The sequence below is a fragment of the Sneathiella sp. genome, assembly GCF_002694385.1.
Taxonomy (GTDB): domain Bacteria; phylum Pseudomonadota; class Alphaproteobacteria; order Sneathiellales; family Sneathiellaceae; genus Sneathiella.
Window position 1 is genome coordinate 219,840 of record NZ_NZMB01000016.1, and the last position, 18,475, is coordinate 238,314.

General features: G+C 55.5%; 20 protein-coding genes and 1 tRNA gene. 15 read left to right on the forward strand and 6 right to left on the reverse strand.

Features of this window, described 5'->3' with window-relative positions; translation table 11 throughout:
• Positions 1–19: 19 nt before the first annotated feature.
• The 3 genes from CMN55_RS11275 to CMN55_RS11285 form a co-directional block, all read right to left on the reverse strand.
• Complete coding sequence (locus CMN55_RS11275) at positions 20–256, reverse strand: hypothetical protein (protein WP_293949902.1); 237 nt, start codon at positions 254–256, stop codon at positions 20–22.
• A 92-nt stretch (positions 257–348) separates the two neighbouring features.
• The gene (locus CMN55_RS11280) at positions 349–1,839 is read right to left on the reverse strand and encodes an NAD(P)H-hydrate dehydratase (RefSeq protein ID WP_293949903.1); all 1,491 of its coding nucleotides are present in this window, start codon (positions 1,837–1,839) and stop codon (positions 349–351) included.
• Positions 1,836–3,257, reverse strand: a complete 1,422-nt coding sequence (locus CMN55_RS11285) for an amidase (protein WP_293949904.1) — start codon at positions 3,255–3,257, stop codon at positions 1,836–1,838. The genes CMN55_RS11280 and CMN55_RS11285 overlap by 4 nt, the downstream gene beginning before the upstream one ends.
• 144 nt (positions 3,258–3,401) lie before the next feature.
• Here CMN55_RS11285 and CMN55_RS11290 point away from each other — a divergent pair, with 144 nt between their 5' ends.
• The 3 genes from CMN55_RS11290 to CMN55_RS11300 all read left to right on the forward strand — a co-directional run bounded on the left by CMN55_RS11290 (position 3,402) and on the right by CMN55_RS11300 (position 5,069).
• On the forward strand, positions 3,402–3,686 hold the full coding sequence (locus CMN55_RS11290; RefSeq protein ID WP_293949905.1) for a PGPGW domain-containing protein: 285 nt from the start codon (positions 3,402–3,404) through the stop codon (positions 3,684–3,686).
• An 86-nt stretch (positions 3,687–3,772) separates the two neighbouring features.
• Positions 3,773–4,942, forward strand: a complete 1,170-nt coding sequence (locus CMN55_RS11295) for an aminotransferase (RefSeq protein WP_293949906.1) — start codon at positions 3,773–3,775, stop codon at positions 4,940–4,942.
• 50 nt (positions 4,943–4,992) lie between these two features.
• Positions 4,993–5,069 (forward strand) — tRNA-His (locus tag CMN55_RS11300).
• An 88-nt stretch (positions 5,070–5,157) separates the two neighbouring features.
• On the opposite strand, the gene CMN55_RS11305 is transcribed toward CMN55_RS11300, so the two are convergent.
• Positions 5,158–5,430, reverse strand: coding sequence for a PepSY domain-containing protein (locus tag CMN55_RS11305; protein WP_293949907.1), 273 nt, complete (start codon positions 5,428–5,430; stop codon positions 5,158–5,160).
• Between the two features lie 156 nt (positions 5,431–5,586).
• Here CMN55_RS11305 and CMN55_RS11310 point away from each other — a divergent pair, with 156 nt between their 5' ends.
• The 4 genes from CMN55_RS11310 to glnA all read left to right on the forward strand — a co-directional run bounded on the left by CMN55_RS11310 (position 5,587) and on the right by glnA (position 8,190).
• Positions 5,587–5,790, forward strand: a complete 204-nt coding sequence (locus tag CMN55_RS11310) for a SlyX family protein (RefSeq protein ID WP_293949908.1) — start codon at positions 5,587–5,589, stop codon at positions 5,788–5,790.
• Between the two features lie 93 nt (positions 5,791–5,883).
• Positions 5,884–6,189: a DUF3253 domain-containing protein gene (locus tag CMN55_RS11315; RefSeq protein WP_293949909.1), complete on the forward strand. Its 306-nt coding sequence runs from the start codon at positions 5,884–5,886 to the stop codon at positions 6,187–6,189.
• Positions 6,190–6,384: 195 nt separating this feature from the next.
• Positions 6,385–6,723 carry a P-II family nitrogen regulator gene (locus CMN55_RS11320; protein WP_293949910.1) on the forward strand — a complete coding sequence of 113 codons (339 nt, stop codon included), beginning with the start codon at positions 6,385–6,387 and terminating at the stop codon, positions 6,721–6,723.
• Positions 6,724–6,786: 63 nt separating this feature from the next.
• Complete coding sequence (glnA, locus tag CMN55_RS11325) at positions 6,787–8,190, forward strand: type I glutamate--ammonia ligase (protein ID WP_293949911.1); 1,404 nt, start codon at positions 6,787–6,789, stop codon at positions 8,188–8,190.
• 96 nt (positions 8,191–8,286) lie between these two features.
• Here the strand turns inward: glnA and CMN55_RS11330 are convergent, their stop codons facing one another.
• Entirely contained in the window at positions 8,287–8,661 is a 375-nt protein-coding gene (locus CMN55_RS11330) for an acyl-CoA thioesterase (RefSeq protein ID WP_293949912.1), read from the reverse strand.
• A gap of 119 nt (positions 8,662–8,780) precedes the next feature.
• Between CMN55_RS11330 and parE the strand changes: the two genes are divergently transcribed.
• The gene (parE, locus tag CMN55_RS11335; RefSeq protein WP_293949913.1) at positions 8,781–10,742 is read left to right on the forward strand and encodes a DNA topoisomerase IV subunit B; all 1,962 of its coding nucleotides are present in this window, start codon (positions 8,781–8,783) and stop codon (positions 10,740–10,742) included.
• 41 nt (positions 10,743–10,783) lie between these two features.
• On the opposite strand, the gene CMN55_RS11340 is transcribed toward parE, so the two are convergent.
• Positions 10,784–11,497 (reverse strand): alpha/beta fold hydrolase, encoded by a 714-nt coding sequence (locus CMN55_RS11340; RefSeq protein WP_293949914.1) that lies wholly within the window; start codon positions 11,495–11,497, stop codon positions 10,784–10,786.
• 241 nt (positions 11,498–11,738) lie between these two features.
• Here CMN55_RS11340 and CMN55_RS11345 point away from each other — a divergent pair, with 241 nt between their 5' ends.
• The 7 genes from CMN55_RS11345 (at position 11,739) to CMN55_RS11375 (ending at position 18,301) form a co-directional block, all read left to right on the forward strand.
• Positions 11,739–13,145: a DEAD/DEAH box helicase gene (locus CMN55_RS11345; protein WP_293949915.1), complete on the forward strand. Its 1,407-nt coding sequence runs from the start codon at positions 11,739–11,741 to the stop codon at positions 13,143–13,145.
• 124 nt (positions 13,146–13,269) lie between these two features.
• A complete protein-coding gene (locus tag CMN55_RS11350; protein WP_293949916.1) occupies positions 13,270–13,512 on the forward strand; it encodes an Lrp/AsnC ligand binding domain-containing protein in 243 nt (80 codons plus the stop codon).
• A gap of 153 nt (positions 13,513–13,665) precedes the next feature.
• Positions 13,666–14,820, forward strand: coding sequence for an ABC transporter substrate-binding protein (locus CMN55_RS11355; protein ID WP_366932040.1), 1,155 nt, complete (start codon positions 13,666–13,668; stop codon positions 14,818–14,820).
• Positions 14,821–14,918: 98 nt separating this feature from the next.
• Positions 14,919–15,848: a branched-chain amino acid ABC transporter permease gene (locus CMN55_RS11360; protein WP_293949918.1), complete on the forward strand. Its 930-nt coding sequence runs from the start codon at positions 14,919–14,921 to the stop codon at positions 15,846–15,848.
• On the forward strand, positions 15,845–16,840 hold the full coding sequence (locus CMN55_RS11365; protein WP_293949919.1) for a branched-chain amino acid ABC transporter permease: 996 nt from the start codon (positions 15,845–15,847) through the stop codon (positions 16,838–16,840). The genes CMN55_RS11360 and CMN55_RS11365 overlap by 4 nt, the downstream gene beginning before the upstream one ends.
• 5 nt (positions 16,841–16,845) lie before the next feature.
• Entirely contained in the window at positions 16,846–17,595 is a 750-nt protein-coding gene (locus tag CMN55_RS11370) for an ABC transporter ATP-binding protein (protein ID WP_366932041.1), read from the forward strand.
• 1 nt (position 17,596) lies between these two features.
• Positions 17,597–18,301, forward strand: coding sequence for an ABC transporter ATP-binding protein (locus tag CMN55_RS11375; protein WP_293949921.1), 705 nt, complete (start codon positions 17,597–17,599; stop codon positions 18,299–18,301).
• The last annotated feature ends 174 nt before the right edge of the window (positions 18,302–18,475 follow it).

An 18,475-nucleotide genomic window follows, 5' to 3' on the forward strand; every position in this document is an offset into this window, starting at 1 on the left:
AGAACTCTCTTCCTGGGCGCTACTGTGCGGCACGGAACGTTCGTTCAAACATATCGAGTGCGAGCACCCTGTTCCCGCCATGTTCACGAAAACCAGTTCTGAGCATGGTTTTTTCGTAGTGGACATGGGGAATGCCCTGGTCATCCTCTGAAATACGCAGCACCTTCGCCTGTTCCTGGAGGCTGAGGCTCATATGCCGGTAAAAAATATCCCCGGACGCGATCCGGTCACGTAGGTTTCGTTTTTTGAAAAACATGCTCTGTCACCCGAAAGAATAACGGTTTTCGTATAGAATATCCGGAAATTACCGGTAAAATGTAAAAAAACGGTTGAAAAATACGTCCAGTTTTATGGAGTTGTAAAGTTTCTTTTCAACTCTCCCAGAAGGGCGGGAATCTTACCTTCCAAATCTTCTGCGATAAGCCCTGGCCCCAGTCTCGCCCCCGCTTCACCATGGACCCAGGCGGCGGCGGCCGCCGCTGAAAAGGCGGGCATGCCACCGGAAAGAAATCCGCAAATCAGCCCCGCCAGCACATCACCAGACCCCGCCGTCGCCAGATCGGACGGGGCGTTGTAATTGATGACTGCCTTGCCATCCGGCGTTGCAATAACCGTATCCGCGCCCTTCAGCAGGACAACCGCCCCAGAGAGAGCCGCCGCCTCCCGGGCACGTTGTAATTTCGATCCGGAGAGCGAGAATATACGTTCAAACTCCGCCTCATGAGGGGTCATGACCACCTCTCCATCCCGCTTGGTCCCAATCAGGGAAAACAAAGTCTCCGGATCGCCCTGAAAAACGGTCAACGCATCGGCATCAAGAACAACGTTGGAAGAGCTTTCGAGGGCGGCTATAACGAATTCACGGGTCCGCTCACTCACCCCATTTCCGGGACCAAGCAGCACGGTTCCAATACGCCGTTCTTTGAGCCAGTTTTCGAACTCGGCCACCTCCGCAAAGCTTGCCACCATGACTGCCTCCAGCGTCACCGCGTAGACCATCAGTGCCGAAGGCGGACAGATCAGTGTCACCGCCCCGGCTCCGGCCCGCAATGCCGCCCGCGCCGCAAGACGCGCCGCGCCCGTTGAGGAAACGCCGCCACCCGTAACCGCCGCATGCCCACGGCTGAATTTCTGCCCCATGGGGGAGAGAACGGGCAGATCATCGCACCATAGATCCGGGCCGTTCAGATGCGTATCCGGATCGATATCCTCAAGGCAATCAGCTTCAATACCGATATCAATAATACGCAACTCCCCACACATCGCCCGACCCGGATAGAGGAAATGGCCCGGCTTGGCGCGAAAGAAGCTGATGGTCATGGTCGCGGGAAGGGCCGCCGCATCGACGGCACCGCTATCGCCATTCACCCCGCTTGGCACATCCACGGCAACAACCGGAGGGGCGGCCCTCCTGACAGCGGCAAAAAAACGCGCCACGTCATCTTCCAAATGGCGAGAGAATCCGGCGCCAAACCCTGCATCGACCACCAGCTCGACACCGGCAATCTCTGCCTCTTCCAGCGAGAGAATGGGCCCGTCCCAGCGATCGCGCATATAGGCCGCATCCCCCTTCAGCAGAACCGGATCAACCAGCGAGACCAGATCAACCTGCCAGCCAGCCGCGTCCAAATGCCGGGCAATGACATAGCCATCGCCACCGTTATTGCCCGGACCGCAGAGGACAAGACAGCGCCCGCGCGGCCAGCGATCCATGATCAGCCCCGCACATCCCCTGCCCGCCGCCTCCATCAGCACGGTTCCGGGCACCCCGCCCTCCATGGCCAGTCGGTCCGCCTGATACATCTCGGAAACGCTGAGCAACTCGGAGGGGTAAGTCATTGGGCAATAAGCCTTGAAAGGTCCGGCCGCATGGTCGCTTCCGGGCAGATCTTTTCAAACGCGGCCGCGGCATTCAGAACAGCAAGATCACCGTGCATCGGTCCGACAATCTGTAATCCGATGGGCAAGCCGTCCGATGTCAATCCACAGGGAATGGAACAGGCGGGCTGCTGCGTCAGGTTGAAGGGATAGGAAAAAGGTGTCCAGTCCACCCAGGCGCCGACCGACGCCAAATCATCGGGTGCGAGTTTTCCAACTTCAAAGGCCGGTATCGCCAGCGACGGAGTGATCAGCAGATCATAGCGTTCATGGAACTGCCGCATCCGCCCGCCCAGTTCACCGCGCATCTGTGATGCCTCCAGATAGTCGGTGAGGGTTATTTTTTCGCCCTCCCTCACCACCTGTTGCAGGCCAGGGTCAAGTTCGCTGCGCTGCCTGTCATTAAGATGACGAAGGGCGAAGGCGGCCCCCGACCACCAGATGGCGTTGAAAATCGGTAAGGGATTTGCAAAACCGGGATCCACCTCCTCGACAATCGCGCCGAGTTCCTCAAACAGCCCCGCTGCATGCTTCACCGCCGAGGCCACTTCCGGATGAACCCGTGCATAACCGAGCGTTGGACTGAATGCGATTTTTTTACCACGCAGATCGCCCGTCAACCGGCTGATATAGTGGGTTTCTGTCTGCGGCAGCGCCGTCCAGTCCCGGGCGTCCGGCCCGCTGATGACCTGTAACATCCGCGCTGCGTCGGCCACGCTGCGGGTCATCGGGCCGATATGGGCAACGGAACCAAACGGAGACAGCGGCCAGGCAGGCACACGGCCGTAGCTCGGCTTCAGCCCGAAAATACCGGTGAAACCGCAAGGGATGCGGATGGACCCACCGCCATCCGTTCCCACATGCAGCGCGCCCATTCCGGCCGCACAGGCCGCCGCCGCCCCGCCGCTGGAGCCGCCAGGCGTCATAGCCGGGTTCCAGGGATTACGGGTGATGCCGGTGCGCGGGCTGTCGGTCACCCCTTTCCAACCAAACTCCGGCGTCGTCGTTTTACCAAGGATGACAGCGCCCTGTTCCTTCAGGCGGGCAGTAACCGGCGCATCCTCATTCCAGGGCCCCGCAGCATCAATGCTGAGCGATCCGCGCAAGGTGGGCCAGCCCTTGGTCAGGATCAGATCCTTGATGGTCGTTGGCACCCCATCGACAAGGCCAACCGGTTCATTGTGCCGCCAGCGCAGTTCCGACTTTCTGGCCTCCGCAAGTGCCCTTTCTTCATCCACGAACACAAATGCATTCAGGGTTTCGTTAAACATCCCGATGCGCCGGAGAGCGGCCTCGGTTGCCTCCACCGGTGAAAATTTTCCACTGCGGTACCCCTCCACCAGCTCTGTTGCCGTTAGATGCGCCAGATCATCGCTCATTGTCATCCCTCCCCGAATTTCAACTTCTGTGCGAATGCGAAAAAAGATTAGGCGTTCATGGAAAACGAGGCAAGGCGGCATTCCTTGACGATGCCATATTTTTATCCCCATATAACGAGGACTGGTCATCAACAACAATATTTCATGCCTAAACCTATAATCCGCAATCCCAATACCCGGCTTGGCCGATTTATCCTCGGCTGGTCGCTCATTATCGGCGGAATTTTCGGCTTTCTGCCCATCCTTGGCTTCTGGATGATCCCGCTCGGCCTACTTGTGCTGTCGGCCGACTATCCTTTCGCCCGACGGTGGCGTCGCAAATTGCAGGTCTGGGTCGGCAAATGGCAGCAGCGTAAAAAGAGAAAAAAGAACCGTGGCCATAATCCGCCCCGTAAGCTCCCTCCGCCGCCATCATCTGGCGCACATTGATCCCGGCTTGCCCTCACGTTTCGCTTGAATTCATAATAATTCCGGGCATAACCTGTCTTAAATAACGACCAAGACAGGGATCATCCGTGAAACATACAAGCAACGTGCTCGGCGCTTATGGCACAACGATATTCGAAGTGATGTCACAACTCGCCGTCCAGCATCAGGCAATCAATCTCGGACAGGGCTTTCCTGATCAGGACGGGCCGGAAGATATCCGCGCAGCCGCGGCAAAGGCCCTTCTCGACGGGCCGAACCAGTATCCCTCCATGATGGGTATTCCGGAATTACGGCAGGCCGTTGCCGATCATGACCGGCGCTTTTACGGGCTGGACGTGGACGGACCGACGAATGTTCTTGTCACTTCCGGCGCGACGGAAGCGTTGGCCGCCTGTATCCTTGGTCTCGTCAATCCGGGGGACGAGGTGGTGCTGTTCGAACCGCTCTATGACTGCTACCTGCCGATCATCCAGCTTGCGGGCGGTATTCCCAGATTTGTCCGCCTTGATCCGCCGAACTGGGAGATTGACCCGGACAAACTTCGCGCCGCCTTCAGCAAGCGGACAAAAATGATCCTGATGAACAGCCCTATGAACCCGACGGGAAAAGTCTTCACCCGTGAAGAGCTGGAACTGATCGCCGAACTCACCCGGCAGCATGACAGCTACGCCATCTGCGACGAGGTTTATGAACATATTGTCTTTGGCGAGCGGGAGCATATTCCCCTGATGACGCTCCCCGGCATGTTCGAGCGGACGGCGCGCGTCGCCTCTGCGGGCAAAACCTTCTCTTTAACCGGTTGGAAAATCGGCTACGTCACGGCTCCAACCGAGATGACGGCGCGCATTGCAAAAGCGCATCAGTTTCTCACCTTCACCACCGCGCCGGATCTGCAAAAAGCTGTCGCCTATGGGCTCAATAAGGAGGATGGCTTTTACCTCGACCTCAAACAATCCATGCAAGCAAAACGGGACCTTCTGCGAGAGGGGTTGCGTGGCATCGGGTTTAAAACCGCCGACTGTGACGGCACCTATTTCATTAATGCCGATATCAGCTCCGTCGGCTTTACGGGAAGTGACGAAGAATTCTGCCGCCTGATCACAACCGAGGCCGGTGTCGCCGCCGTCCCGGTCAGCGCTTTCTACCAGTCGGAGGGGGCAAGACGGAATTTCGCCCGCTTCTGCTTCTGCAAACGCCCCGAAGTATTACGGGCGGCAATCGACAAATTGCAGGATTTTTTTGCCCGAAAGGGGTAAAGTCCTCTTGACCGGCGCGGGCAGTCTCGCTAAACAAAGCCGCTCTTATGGCGAACGTAGCTCAGTTGGTTAGAGCGCCTGACTGTGACTCAGGAGGTCGGGGGTTCAAGACCCCTCGTTCGCCCCAAATTTGAAAGCCCGGAAATTTTCGATTTCCGGGCTTTTTATTTTCTGCGATGGCATATTCCGCCCGGGCTATTCCGCAACGACTAAGGTCAGTCTTCGCGGTCGAGTTCGATCACATCCTTCATATCCGCGCTCAGCTTGAGATCCCAGCGCGATCCATCCGCCTTGCGGGCATCGTCAATTTCCCAATAAGGACCATCATCATCGAGTTCGATTTCTTCCCAGCTTTGATAGCCGAGATCATTCAGACGCTGGGTCAGCTTTGCCATTTCGTCGGCCGTTGGATCCCGGTCGGCAAAAGCGGGAGAACTGAAAGAAAGTCCGGACATCACAATAAAAGCGGACAATACAAGGAACTTCATGACATTTCCAATCTGTTACAATATTGAAGAAACATAGGACAACAACATATGGGTCATTTTAGGGAGAGATGAATCCGAAGGGCACACAATTAATTGTGAAAATGCCGCCCCTGATCAGAGCATTGCGTACGGATTGAACCGGTACGGGAGGAAAAGATGAACGACAAGCGGCTGATGGAACTCGAACTTAAATTTATGGAACAGGAACAGATGGTCAGCGAGCTCAGCGAGATGCTGAACCGGCAGTGGCAGGAAATAGAGCTTCTGAAAAACAAACTGACCCGCGCCCAGGACCGCCTCATCACATTGGAAGAGACCCTGCCCGCCTCTCCCGGCCATGAAAAGCCGCCGCATTACTGATACGAATGTTCGAGCAGTATGGATGCGCACCGCTTGCAATTATCCGTCTTCAGCCTTACAAACGCCAGATATCAACCCATGCCGAGGCAAGCGATGAAAAGCGACGACAATCAACCCCACCCATCCGAAACCGAAGAGGATCCGGTTGTCGGCTACATTCTGCGGGCGGTCAGTTCCGGCCGCGATGTCGCCCCTCAGGAAATTGCGCGGGCCATCGCCGCCGACCGGGCAAAATCGACCGCGCCAAAGGATTTCTGGCGGAAATATATGACAGCCGTACGCCAGCAGGCCATCTTTCTCGCCCGGGCCGGACGACTGCAGATCATCCGCAAAGGCGAGATTGCCGATCCGGATGATTTCAAAGGCCTTTACAAGCTACGCAAAGCGCCATCAGATTAATTTTTAATCAATTGCACAATTTTTAATCGCCTATTTTTTAGCCACATCGCCTTTACTCCCCACATACTCTCAAAGAACCGCAGTTTTCAGTCGGTTTTAAGTGCGACAAAAGGCCATCGGAATTCTGGCACAGCTCGTGCTATAGTATGGGCAATGATTATTGGACGATGTAAAATCTAGATTGAGATCTGCCTTATGAAAAAAATCGAAGCAATTATTAAACCGTTCAAACTCGATGAGGTGAAAGAAGCCCTTCATGAAGTCGGGCTACAGGGAATTACCGTCACCGAAGCGAAGGGTTTTGGCCGCCAGAAAGGCCATACCGAGCTCTATCGTGGCGCGGAATATGTTGTGGATTTCCTGCCCAAGGTCAAGATCGAGGTTGTTTTGGAAGATTCGCTTGTTGAGCGGGCTCTTGAGGCCATTCAGCAAGCCGCAAGAACCGGGCGGATCGGAGATGGAAAGATTTTCGTTTCCACCGTCGAAGAGGTCATTCGTATCCGGACGGGCGAAAAAGGCCCGGACGCGATCTGAATAAGGCCGACTGGCGATCGGCAAAACTTTATCCCCTGAATTGAGAAACAGAGAGACGTACAAATGGCTGCTGATATTTTTAAAATGATCAAGGAAAATGAAGTCGAATATGTGGATCTTCGTTTTACCGACCCAAAAGGCAAATGGCAGCATCTTGCTATGCATGTGGATGTGGTCGATGAGGACATGTTCGAAGATGGCGTTATGTTCGACGGCTCTTCCATCACGGGCTGGAAGGCAATCAACGAGTCCGACATGACTCTGATGCCCGACACGTCAACGGCTGTTATGGACCCGTTCGCCGCCCGTCCGACGCTGGTTGTTTTCTGTGATATTCTTGATCCTCTCTCCGGTGAAAACTATGAACGCGATCCGCGCTCAGTCGCCAAGAAGGCAGAGGCCTATCTTGCCAGCACGGGAATCGGCGATACCGCCTATTTCGGACCGGAAGCTGAATTTTTCATGTTCGACGATGTCCGCTTCAAGGTCAGCGGCCATGACAGCTTCTACAAGCTGTCCGACGGGGAATCCCCCTTCATGTCCGGCGAAGAAATCGAAGGCGGCAACAGCGCCCATCGGCCGCGGGTCAAGGGCGGCTACTTCCCCGTTCAGCCGGTTGACAGCGGCGCCGATATCCGCAGCGAAATGGTTTCCATCTGCAAGGAAATGGGCCTGTCCGTCGAAAAGCATCACCATGAAGTCGCCCCGAGCCAGCATGAACTGGGTATGAAGTTCAGCACCCTCGTCGGCGCCGCCGATGAAATCCAGATTCAGAAATATGTCGTGCACAACGTTGCCCATGCCTATGGCAAGACGGTCACCTTCATGCCGAAACCGGTATCCGGCGATAACGGCTCGGGCATGCATACGCATATGTCCATCTGGAAGGGCGGCAAACCGACCTTCGCCGGCTCTGGTTATGCAGATCTTTCCGAAACCGCGCTTTACTACATTGGCGGCGTCATCAAGCACGCCAAGGCGATCAATGCCTTCACCAATGCCAGCACGAACTCCTACAAGCGTCTGATTCCTGGCTTCGAGGCCCCGGTTCTGCTCGCCTATTCCGCACGCAACCGTTCCGCTTCCTGCCGCATCCCCTACTCGCCGAGCCCGAAGGGCAAGCGCGTTGAAGTCCGCTTTCCGGACTGTACCGCGAACCCCTATCTCGCCTTCGCCGCGATGATGATGGCCGGTCTTGATGGCGTTCAGAACAAAATCCACCCGGGTGACGCCATGGACAAGGATCTTTACGACCTGCCGCCGGAAGAGCTGAAAGACATCCCGACGGTTTGCGGATCACTTCGTGAGGCTCTTGAAGCTCTCGATGCCGATCGCGAATTCCTGAAGAAGGGCGGCGTTTTCACAGACGATATGATCGATGGTTATATCGCCATGAAATGGGAAGATGTCTTCAAATTCGAACATGCGCCGCATCCGATCGAATTCGATATGTATTACAGCGTCTGACCCAAGCCGGACGACAACACGGAAAAGCCGCTGGGAAACCAGCGGCTTTTTTCATGACGGTATTAAACGAATATAGAGAAAACGGCCGGAGCTTCCTTAACCCTCGACAGGTCGCGGGCGCCCTTCATCATCAATGGCGACAAAAACATAGGTGCCTTCCGTCACCTTTATTTCCTCCGAATCCAGTTTGCGCGACACAATAGTCGTCAGCTTGACAGCAACCGATGTCCGGCCCACCCGACCGATTTCGCCGTAAATACTGACAATATCACCTACTTTGATCGGCTGATGGAAAGTCATCGCCTCCACCGCGACGGTCACCACACGCCCCCGCGACCGGCGAGCCGCCAGAATACCGCCCGCAATATCCATCTGGGCCAGTACCCAGCCGCCAAAGATGTCGCCATTGCTGTTACAGTCACTCGGCATTGGGGCCGTGCGGATAACCGCGTCACGGAATTGGGTTTTCATAATCTTTAGGCTTCCTTCTCGGGGTGATATCAGGGTATAACTTATACGCATTCTGCCCTTTGGGCGACCTGAAATTATCGATAAAACCGTAGCTATTTCACCCGTAATGAATTGATTTTATGTCCGATCTTTTCCAGCAGACCAAAACCGACAGCTCCGATTATTCCGCCAAGGATATTGAAGTCCTTGAAGGGCTGGAACCCGTCCGCCTGCGCCCCGGCATGTATATCGGCGGCACCGATGAACGGGCACGCCATCATCTGGCGGCTGAAGTTCTTGACAATTCCATGGACGAAGCGGTGGCGGGCCACGCCAACCGCATCGAAGTGGAGCTGTTCGCCGATGGCTCCCTTGCCATTCGTGATAACGGACGCGGCATCCCCATCGACCGACACCCCAAATTTACCGACAAATCGGCGCTGGAAGTCATCCTGACGACGCTGCATTCGGGCGGCAAATTCTCCAACAAGGTCTATCAGACATCCGGCGGCCTGCATGGGGTCGGCGTTTCCGTCGTCAATGCCCTTTCGGACCGGATGACGGTTGAAGTCGCCCGGGACCGCGAACTGTGGCGCCAGGAATATTCACGCGGCACACCACTGACAGCGCTGGAAAAAGTTGGCGCCGCCCCCAATCGGCGCGGCACTTCCATCCAATTTCATCCCGATCCGGACATTTTCGATGCCGGAACTGCGCTGCGCCCTGGCCGCCTTTACAAAATGGCGCGCTCCAAGGCCTATCTTTACCGCGGCGTGGAAATCCGCTGGAAATGCGCCGAAGAACTTATCAAGGACGAAACCCCGGCGGAGGCAACACTGCATTTTCCGGGGGGCTTGCGCGATTTTCTCGATGCCTCGCTCGATGGCATCAAATGCGTGACGCAGGAACCCTTTTCCGGCCGCGTTGAAGTAGAGGGGCAGCGCGGGCGGGTCGAATGGGCCGTCGCCTGGCCGATGGACAATACGACCTTTCTCAACTCCTACTGCAATACGGTACCGACGCCGGAAGGGGGCACCCATGAAATGGGCTTTCGGGGCGCCCTGATGCGCGGCCTCAAGGCATATGGGGAGCTGATCAACAACAAGAAAGCGGCGCAGATCACGGCGGAGGATATCTTTTCCGGTGCCGCGGCGGTGCTTTCCGTCTTTATTTCCGATCCGCAATTTCAGGGCCAGACGAAGGAAAAGCTGACCACCAGCGAGGCGAGCCGCCTTGTCGATCTCGCCATAAAGGATCATTTCGATAACTGGCTGGCGGGCGCGCCGGATCAGGCCAATAATCTGCTGGCCTGGGTGATCGAAAAAGCGGAAGAGCGGCTGCGCCGTCGTCAGGACAAGGAAACCAGCCGTAAAACGGCGACCAGCCGACTGCGCCTGCCGGGCAAACTTGCCGATTGCAGCAAGAGCGGGCGTGAAGGGACCGAGATTTTCATTGTTGAAGGCGACAGCGCGGGCGGTTCCGCCAAGCAGGGTCGCGACCGGCAGACACAGGCCATCCTTCCCCTGCGCGGCAAGATCCTCAATGTCGCCTCCGCCACCAGTGACAAAATCCGTGCCAATCAGGAGTTGCAGGATCTGGTGCAGGCGCTCGGCTGCGGGCTCAGGGACAAATACCGGAGCGAGGATCTGCGGTATGAAAAAGTCATCATCATGACCGACGCCGATGTGGACGGGGCGCATATCGCCTCCCTCCTCATGACCTTTTTCTATCGTGAAATGCGCCCGCTCATTACTGACGGCCATCTCTATCTTGCACAGCCTCCCCTCTATCGCCTGTCGCAAGGCGGCAAAACTTTTTATGCCATGGATGACAATCATAAGGACAGGCTGCTGGAAAGCGAGTTTTCCGGGCGTGGCAAGGTGGATATCAGCCGTTTCAAAGGCCTTGGTGAAATGCCGCCCGCGCAGCTTAAGGAAACCACCATGAACCCGAAAAAGCGGGTTCTGCTGCGTGTTGACGTGCCCATGGAAGAATTTGGCGAAACCGCGGACCGGGTGGAAAGCCTGATGGGCAAGAAACCCGAGCTTCGTTTCGCCTTTATCCAGGAAAATGCCCGCTATGTCGCGGATTTGGACGTCTAAATCGACCTAGCCTCCAACCATCTCCGGCGGCTTCCCGCCTCTTACTCCGGCGTGCGGGCAAGCCAGCGGCGCATATATTCAGTCGTCTCATCGGGCCGTTCCATGGTTGGCAAGTGCCCGCAGGTTGAAATTTCCACATATTGGGCCGTTGGAATTTCCACTGCCATTTCCCGCTGGATACGCGGCGGGATCAGCTTGTCTTCCGCTCCGGCAAGCACCAATGTCGGACATTTGATGGATCCGAGGATAGAGGTCAATTCCTCCCGCTCAAGAAGCGCTCTTTCCTGTCGGAGAAAGGCCTCTTTCCCCACATCTTCAGCCATTTTGAAAATACGCGATGTCAGCGCGTCATCTTCCAGCCGCGAAGGATGGATCAACGTCGGCAGAAGGCTGCGGGTCACTCCCTTGAATGCTGACCCCTGTTCCACCAGCCGAATAAAATCGATCCGCCGCTGCCGGTCTTCCGGCGTGTCGCCGACAGCCCGAGCGTCCATAATCGCGAGATGGGTCACCCGCTCCGGTGCCTGACGCATAATCTCAAGGGCGATGTAACCGCCCATGGAAAGCCCGGCGAGAGCAAACCGCGGTGGCGCGCTCTCCAGGATCCGCCGCGCGATATCCGGCATATTGTCATCCTGCGTATGATCGGCAATGGTGATAGTGGCAATATCAGAAAGCGCCGCGACCTGATCACGCCACAGATCAGCCGTGCACAAAAGGCCGGGAATCAGGACTAGTGAATGTTTCTCTGTCATTATTATACAAATTGTTGTAATGTTAGGACACAATCGCCCGAGACCGCTTGCCCTACTTTTACAGTCAAGATCGGGGATTGAGAACCATTAACTTTAATTTTCGCTTTTTTTAGGGTAAACCGTTGCCAATTGCCCGGTTTTACTCAAATCAGGCAGGAAATGTTTGACACAAAGCGTCAATTCACTAGATTGCGCAGAGTTTTACGAAGATTTTATTATTCAGAACGGTATCTCACACTATATGATATTTGCAGATCTCGGACTAAGCCCCGACGTATTGAAAGCGGTTGAAGAAACCGGTTACGTAACTCCCACGCCCATTCAGGAAAAGGCCATTCCTTATGTACTGATGGGGCGGGATGTTTTGGGCACAGCGCAAACCGGCACCGGCAAGACAGCGAGCTTTACTCTGCCGATGATCGACATTCTCGCGGCCGGTCAGGCAAAAGCGCGCATGCCCCGTTCTCTCATTCTGGAACCGACCCGCGAACTGGCAGCGCAGGTCGCCGACAATTTCGAAACCTATGGCAAATATTGCAAACTTTCCATGGCCCTGCTGATTGGCGGAGTTTCCTTCTCTGATCAGGATTCCAAGCTCGACAAAGGGGTGGATGTTCTGATCGCGACGCCGGGCCGCCTACTCGACCATGTGGAACGCGGCAAGGTTATGATGAATGGCGTGAAAACGCTGGTGATTGACGAAGCCGACCGGATGATGGATATGGGATTCATTCCCGATGTGGAACGCATTGTCTCCCTTCTCCCGCCGCTGCGCCAGACGCTCTTCTTCTCGGCCACCATGTCCAAGGACATGCGCAAGCTGGCTGATAAATTTCTGCATAATCCAAAGGAAGTCGCTGTCTCGCCGCCCACCTCCACCGCGGCGACAGTAACGCAGCGCCTGCTGATGGTGCAAAAGATCGAGAAACGTCCGGCACTGCGGAAGCTGCTGGAAACCGAGAATGTGAAAAACGCCTTCATTTTCTGTAATCGCAAGAAAGATGTGGATATCCTGCTCGGCTCGCTGGTCAAGCATGGCTTCAACGCGGGCGGCCTGCATGGCGATATGAGCCAAAGCCATCGCATGGAAACGCTTGAGAAATTCAAAAGCGGCGAGATCAAGCTACTGGTCTGTTCCGATGTCGCGGCGCGCGGAATCGATGTCAGCGCCGTCAGCCATGTTTTCAATTTCGATGTGCCGACCCATGCTGAGGATTATATCCACCGCATCGGACGCACGGGGCGCGCCGGTCAGGAAGGGCATGCCTTCACCCTTGCAACCAAATCTGATGGCAAATATCTCGATGCGGTTCAGAAGCTGGTAGGTAAGGAAATTCCTCACCTCTCCCTGGACGGAATGGAAGATATCTCCGCGGAAGCGGCTCGTATCGCCGAGCGGGAAAAACGCTATAAGCAGGAAGAAAAAGCTGGCGGCCGCAAAGGGCGCCGTCGCAAGGAAGATCCCAAACCTGCCGCACCACGAAAAAATGCCGACAGTGCAGAAAAACCGGCGCCTGCTCGAAAAGAGCGCAGTAAATCAAACGACAATCGACAATCCCGGGAAGATGGGGATACTCCCGTCCTGGGCCTCGGGGACAATGTTCCGGCCTTTTTCAACATTACCTTTCGAAAATCCGCCGGAAAATAGATTACTGCTCGACAAGGCTTCCTTTGGGGAGCCTTTTTTGTTTTCATGCGCTTCTGAAATTCGTACTATCCGGCCTAACTGCTTCCTGATCTCAGGCGATTAACCCGAAGGAAAGGCAATCCGCGTGAAAACGATCTTCATCATGGTAAAATGCGAACTTGGAAAGGCCTATGACGTCGCGGCGGCATCTGTTGAAAATGTCGAGCAGGTTTCAGAGGTTTATTCTATTTCTGGGAATTATGACCTGATGATGAAGTGTTACCTTAATGAGGATCAGGATATTGGCCATTTCGTTAATGAGCAAATTCAGACCCTGCCCGGTATCAAGGATACCTTCACCCTGATCACCTTCAAGGCATTCAGTTGATCGTAAATTGCCTGATTTTCTTTTGCCTGCAAAACAACCTTTCCCCACGCGGCGAATTTCTTTAAGCTGCTCATTGCTTTAGGGAGGGGAGCGGGGTATCCCGTTTCTGAGACAGCACAGGGAGACTTCATCGTGAAAAAGACACTTATCAGCATGGCATCCGCATTGGCCTTGCTGGGCGCTCCGGCGCTCGCTACGGCGGCTGACGCCGTCAAGATCGGCTTTGTAACAACGCTTTCGACGGGTTCAGGCGCCATTGGCGAAGACATGCGCAATGCCGTCGAGCTTGCCATCGAACATCTTGGCGGCAAAATGGCGGGCCGGGATATCGACGTGATATATGAAGATGACGCTTTCAAACCGGAAGTTGGCAAGCAAAAAACCGACAAGCTGGTCAAGAAAGACAATGTGGATTTCGTTGCCGGTTATATCTGGAGCCATGTCCTGATGGCGTCTTACAAAAGCGCCGTGGATAATGGCAAGTTCCTGATCAGCTCCAATGCCGGGCCCAGCGCCCTCGCCGGCAAGCTCTGCCATCCGGATGTCTTTTCCACCTCCTGGCAGAATGATCAGACCACTATGGCCATGGGCGATCTGCTCAACCAGCGCGGCATCAAGAAGCTGTATATCATGGCTCCCAACTATGCGGCAGGCAAGAACATGGTTGAAGGGGTGGAACGCACCTTCAAGGGTGAGGTCATCGGCAAGGATATGACCAAATTTCCGGCTCAGCTCGATTTCTCGGCTGAGCTTGCCAAGGTGCGGGCGGCCGAACCGGATGCCCTTTTTGTCTTTTACCCGGGCCGCCACGGTGTCCAGCTCCTGACGCAGTACGCGCAGGCCGACCTCGCGAAAACGGTGCCGCTCTATACTGCCTTCACAATCGATTCTCTGAGTCTGCCCCGGGTTGGGGAGCAAGCTCTCGGCAGCCTGATGACCATGTTCTGGTCGCCTGATTTGGACGTTCCGGCCAACAAGAAGTTCGTCAGTGATTTCAAGGCGAAACATGGTACATACCCAAGCCATTACGCCGCCCAGTCCTATGACACCATCATGCTGATCAACAGCGCCGTGGAAAAGGTGAAGGGAGATCTGTCCAACCGGGATGCGGTGCGGGATGCGCTCAAAGCCGCCGAGTTTGACAGTATCCGGGGCGACTTTAAATTTGGCCATAACCATCTTCCGATCCAGGATTTCTATCTCCGCGAAGTCGTCAAGGATGCGGATGGCATGTATACAACAAAAATCGTCGCCAAAGTATATGAGGATCATCAGGATCCCTATGCGGCGGAATGCAAGATGAACTAGGCCGCACGGCCCGTTCTAGAAGATAAGCCCGCGCCCGGCCCCGGAAATCGGGATCGCGGGCGGGCCTTCATCAAACCCGAGGGGGGTCACACAGACGCATGAACTGGTTGCTTCTGCTGGAACAGATCCTGAATGGTTTCCAGCTTGGTCTGCTGCTGTTTCTGCTGGCGGCCGGGCTGACGCTCGTTTTCGGCATCATGGACATGATCAATCTTGCCCATGGCTCACTTTATATGATGGGCGCCTATTTCTGCGCCACCTTCACCAGCTGGACCGGATCCTTTCTGCTTGGCGCGCTATTGACGTTACCCGCGGTATTTCTGCTCGGTGTTCTGGTCGAACTGGTCGCGCTTCGCACCCTCTATACACGTGATCATCTCGATCAGGTGATGGCCACCTTTGGCCTCATCCTCTTTTTCAATGAAGCAACGCGCCTTATCTGGGGGCCGGTCGGACTGGTGATACCACTCCCTGATTTCCTCAGTCAGACCGTGGAAATCATTCCCGACGCGCCCTACCCCGCGTTTCGGCTGCTGATCATTATTGTCGGCTTTATTATCGCCGGACTTCTGTATTTCCTCGTTACGCGAACACGGCTCGGCATGCTGATCCGTGCCGGGGCCAGCAACCGCGAAATGATCGGCGCTCTCGGCATCAATATCCGCCTGCTGTTTACGCTAGTGTTCGGTCTTGGCGCGGCTCTGGCTGGGCTTGCCGGGCTGATGGCCGGACCCATTCTCTCGGTCGAGATCGGCATGGGCGAAAGCATCCTCATTCTCACCCTCGTCGTCATCGTCATCGGCGGCATTGGTTCTATCAAGGGAGCTTTCATCGCGGCCATCCTGATCGGACTTATCGATACGGTCGGGCGCTCGTTCCTGCCGGAACTGCTGGATATCTTCTTGCCCTCCGACAGCGCGGCGACAGCAGCGCCCGCCATTGCCTCCATGCTGATCTATCTACTGATGGCGCTCATTCTCGCCATTCGGCCGCAAGGACTGTTTCCGCCGAAGGGGGTCGGTAAATGACCATAACACCCCGCCATTTCATCAATGCCCTGCTGCTGGTTATCCTGGCGCTGGTTCCCGTCATCACCGACTGGATGGGCGACAGTTTCTACACGGGTCTCATCTCCCGCATTCTGATCCTCGCCATTGCCGCGCTCAGCCTCAACCTGCTGATCGGCTATGGCGGCATGGTCAGCTTCGGTCATGCCGCTTATCTCGGTGTTGGCGCCTATGCGGTCGGAATTGGCGCCTTCCATGCCTTCGAGGATGGCATTGACTGGATGCTGAACGGCTATGTCCAGCTAGCCGCCGCCATTGTGGGCTCCGCTCTCATTGCTCTTGTCATCGGCGCCATCAGCCTGCGCACCCGCGGCGTGTACTTTATCATGATCACCATGGCTTTTTCGCAAATGCTGTATTTCACCGCCGTCGGGGTGGAAACCTATGGCGCGGACGACGGGCTGTCGATCTATTCACGCAGTGACATGCTGGGCCTGATTGATCTTGGCAACGAGAAAAGCCTCTATTATCTGATTTTCATCTCGCTGCTTGTCATACTCTATCTGATGCATCGGCTGGTCAACTCCCCCTTTGGCAATGTCATTCGCGGCGCAAAATCCAACGAGGCGCGCATGCGCACCATCGGCTTTTCCCCCTATCGCTATCGTCTGACCGCCTTCGTTATCGCCGGAGTGATCGCCGGATATGCCGGTTTCCTGATGGCCAACCTTAATGATTTTGTCAGCCCCGACGTCATGCACTGGACCCGTTCAGGCGATTTGATCATCATGATCATTCTCGGCGGGATCGGCAGCCTGTTCGGCCCGCTCTATGGCGCGCTGGCCTTTCTGATGCTCGAAGAGCTGCTGTCCTCCGTTCCCTACTCCATTGGCGGACTGCATCTTGGCGAATATTGGCAGCTTATTTTTGGGCCGCTGCTCATCCTCATTGTCCTGTTCGCTCGCAACGGGATTGACAGTTTTCTTCCTGGCAATGCAAGGCGGAGCGAATGAGCGATATGCCCGGGAACATCCTTGTCGTCGAGCATCTGGAGAAACGCTATGACGGACTTCTCGCAACCGATGATTTGTCTCTTGCCGTACGGGAGGGGGAACTGCATGCCATCATCGGGCCGAATGGCGCGGGCAAGACGACACTCATCAAACAGCTAACCGGGGAGGTCCGCCCTGATGGCGGCACAATCACCTTTGCCGGGCGCAATATCCGGCGGCTTTCGGAAGCGGAGCGGTCGCATGTCGGCCTCGCCCGATCATTCCAGATTACCAGCCTATTCAAGGATTTTACGGTACTGGAGAATGTCCGTCTTGCCGTTCAGGCCCACACCGGCCACTCTTTTCATTTCTGGCGCTATGTAAACAGCGACAAACGGCTGACAGATGCCGCGCTTGAGATTCTGCGCTATATGGAATTGGACGCCAGTGCCGATACCATCGTCGCCCGCCTCAGCCACGGCGAGCAGCGCCAGCTTGAAATTGCTGTCGCGCTTGCCACAAAGCCGAAGATGCTGTTGCTGGATGAACCCATGGCGGGCATGTCGGGAGAAGACAGCGAACGGCTCATCAATCGGCTTGCCGCGCTCAAAGCCCGTTACAGTATACTGCTGGTCGAACATGATATGGACGCCGTTTTCAGTTTGGCCGACCGGATTACGGTGCTTGTCTATGGCCGGGCCATCGCCACGGGCACGCCAGAGGAAATTCGCGAGAATAAACAGGTCCGCGAGGCCTATCTCGGGGAGGAGGCATGACATGATTCTGGAAGTGCAGGATATCGACAGTTTTTATGGCCAAAGCCAGGTATTGTTCGGCATGTCTCTCGCCATCAAGGAAGGCGAAGTCGTCACTCTGATGGGGCGCAACGGCATGGGCAAGACAACCACCATTCGCGCCATTATGGGGCTGACACCGGCACGACGGGGGGTCATCCGCTTCCATGGGCAGGCGATCACCGCCCTTCCTCCCTATCGCATCGCCCGGCGCGGCATTGCCCTGGTACCGGAAGGTCGGCTGATTTCTCCCAATCTTTCTGTGGAGGAAAATTTGCTCGCAACCGCCACATCCGGCCCTTCTGGCAAGGGCCGATGGACACAGGATGCCATCTGGAATCTTTTTCCGCGGCTCAGTGAACGTCGCAGCAGCATGGGCAACCAGCTCTCCGGCGGGGAACAGCAGATGCTCGCCATTGCCCGGGCGTTAATGACTAATCCGGAATTGCTGCTGCTGGATGAGGCCACGGAAGGACTCGCACCGCTGATCCGGCAGGAAATCTGGCAATGCCTGCATGAATTGAAGCAGGAAGGGCTAGCAATTCTTGTCATCGACAAAAACATTCAGGCGCTCAGCCGAATTGCCAATCGTCATTATATAATTGAAAAGGGAATGATCGTCTGGGAAGGCTCATCTGACGAATTAGCAGCCCATGAAAGTATCAAAAACAGATACCTTGGCATCTGACATTCTATCTGATGGAGAATTGTCAATCCAGACCTGCCACAGCCGGTATAAAGTTAGCTGATGATCGCCAAAAAGTGCAATTTTCAATATAATTTTTTATATCAGAGAGATTAAATAGAGGTTATATAACTGCTATAAAGAACTCCAAAAATATTGACTATCTGACAGGGATTG

Bases quoted from the DNA above. Each gene is read 5' to 3' on its own strand.
- CMN55_RS11275 (WP_293949902.1), bottom strand. From the start codon at position 256: ATGTTTTTCAAAAAACGAAACCTACGTGACCGGATCGCGTCCGGGGAT.
- CMN55_RS11280 (WP_293949903.1), bottom strand. From the start codon at position 1,839: ATGACTTACCCCTCCGAGTTGCTCAGCGTTTCCGAGATGTATCAGGCG.
- CMN55_RS11285 (WP_293949904.1), bottom strand. From the start codon at position 3,257: ATGAGCGATGATCTGGCGCATCTAACGGCAACAGAGCTGGTGGAGGGG.
- CMN55_RS11290 (WP_293949905.1), top strand. From the start codon at position 3,402: ATGCCTAAACCTATAATCCGCAATCCCAATACCCGGCTTGGCCGATTT.
- CMN55_RS11305 (WP_293949907.1), bottom strand. From the start codon at position 5,430: ATGAAGTTCCTTGTATTGTCCGCTTTTATTGTGATGTCCGGACTTTCT.
- CMN55_RS11310 (WP_293949908.1), top strand. From the start codon at position 5,587: ATGAACGACAAGCGGCTGATGGAACTCGAACTTAAATTTATGGAACAG.
- CMN55_RS11315 (WP_293949909.1), top strand. From the start codon at position 5,884: ATGAAAAGCGACGACAATCAACCCCACCCATCCGAAACCGAAGAGGAT.
- CMN55_RS11320 (WP_293949910.1), top strand. From the start codon at position 6,385: ATGAAAAAAATCGAAGCAATTATTAAACCGTTCAAACTCGATGAGGTG.
- glnA (WP_293949911.1), top strand. From the start codon at position 6,787: ATGGCTGCTGATATTTTTAAAATGATCAAGGAAAATGAAGTCGAATAT.
- CMN55_RS11330 (WP_293949912.1), bottom strand. From the start codon at position 8,661: ATGAAAACCCAATTCCGTGACGCGGTTATCCGCACGGCCCCAATGCCG.
- parE (WP_293949913.1), top strand. From the start codon at position 8,781: ATGTCCGATCTTTTCCAGCAGACCAAAACCGACAGCTCCGATTATTCC.
- CMN55_RS11340 (WP_293949914.1), bottom strand. From the start codon at position 11,497: ATGACAGAGAAACATTCACTAGTCCTGATTCCCGGCCTTTTGTGCACG.
- CMN55_RS11345 (WP_293949915.1), top strand. From the start codon at position 11,739: ATGATATTTGCAGATCTCGGACTAAGCCCCGACGTATTGAAAGCGGTT.
- CMN55_RS11355 (WP_366932040.1), top strand. From the start codon at position 13,666: ATGGCATCCGCATTGGCCTTGCTGGGCGCTCCGGCGCTCGCTACGGCG.
- CMN55_RS11360 (WP_293949918.1), top strand. From the start codon at position 14,919: ATGAACTGGTTGCTTCTGCTGGAACAGATCCTGAATGGTTTCCAGCTT.
- CMN55_RS11365 (WP_293949919.1), top strand. From the start codon at position 15,845: ATGACCATAACACCCCGCCATTTCATCAATGCCCTGCTGCTGGTTATC.
- CMN55_RS11370 (WP_366932041.1), top strand. From the start codon at position 16,846: ATGCCCGGGAACATCCTTGTCGTCGAGCATCTGGAGAAACGCTATGAC.
- CMN55_RS11375 (WP_293949921.1), top strand. From the start codon at position 17,597: ATGATTCTGGAAGTGCAGGATATCGACAGTTTTTATGGCCAAAGCCAG.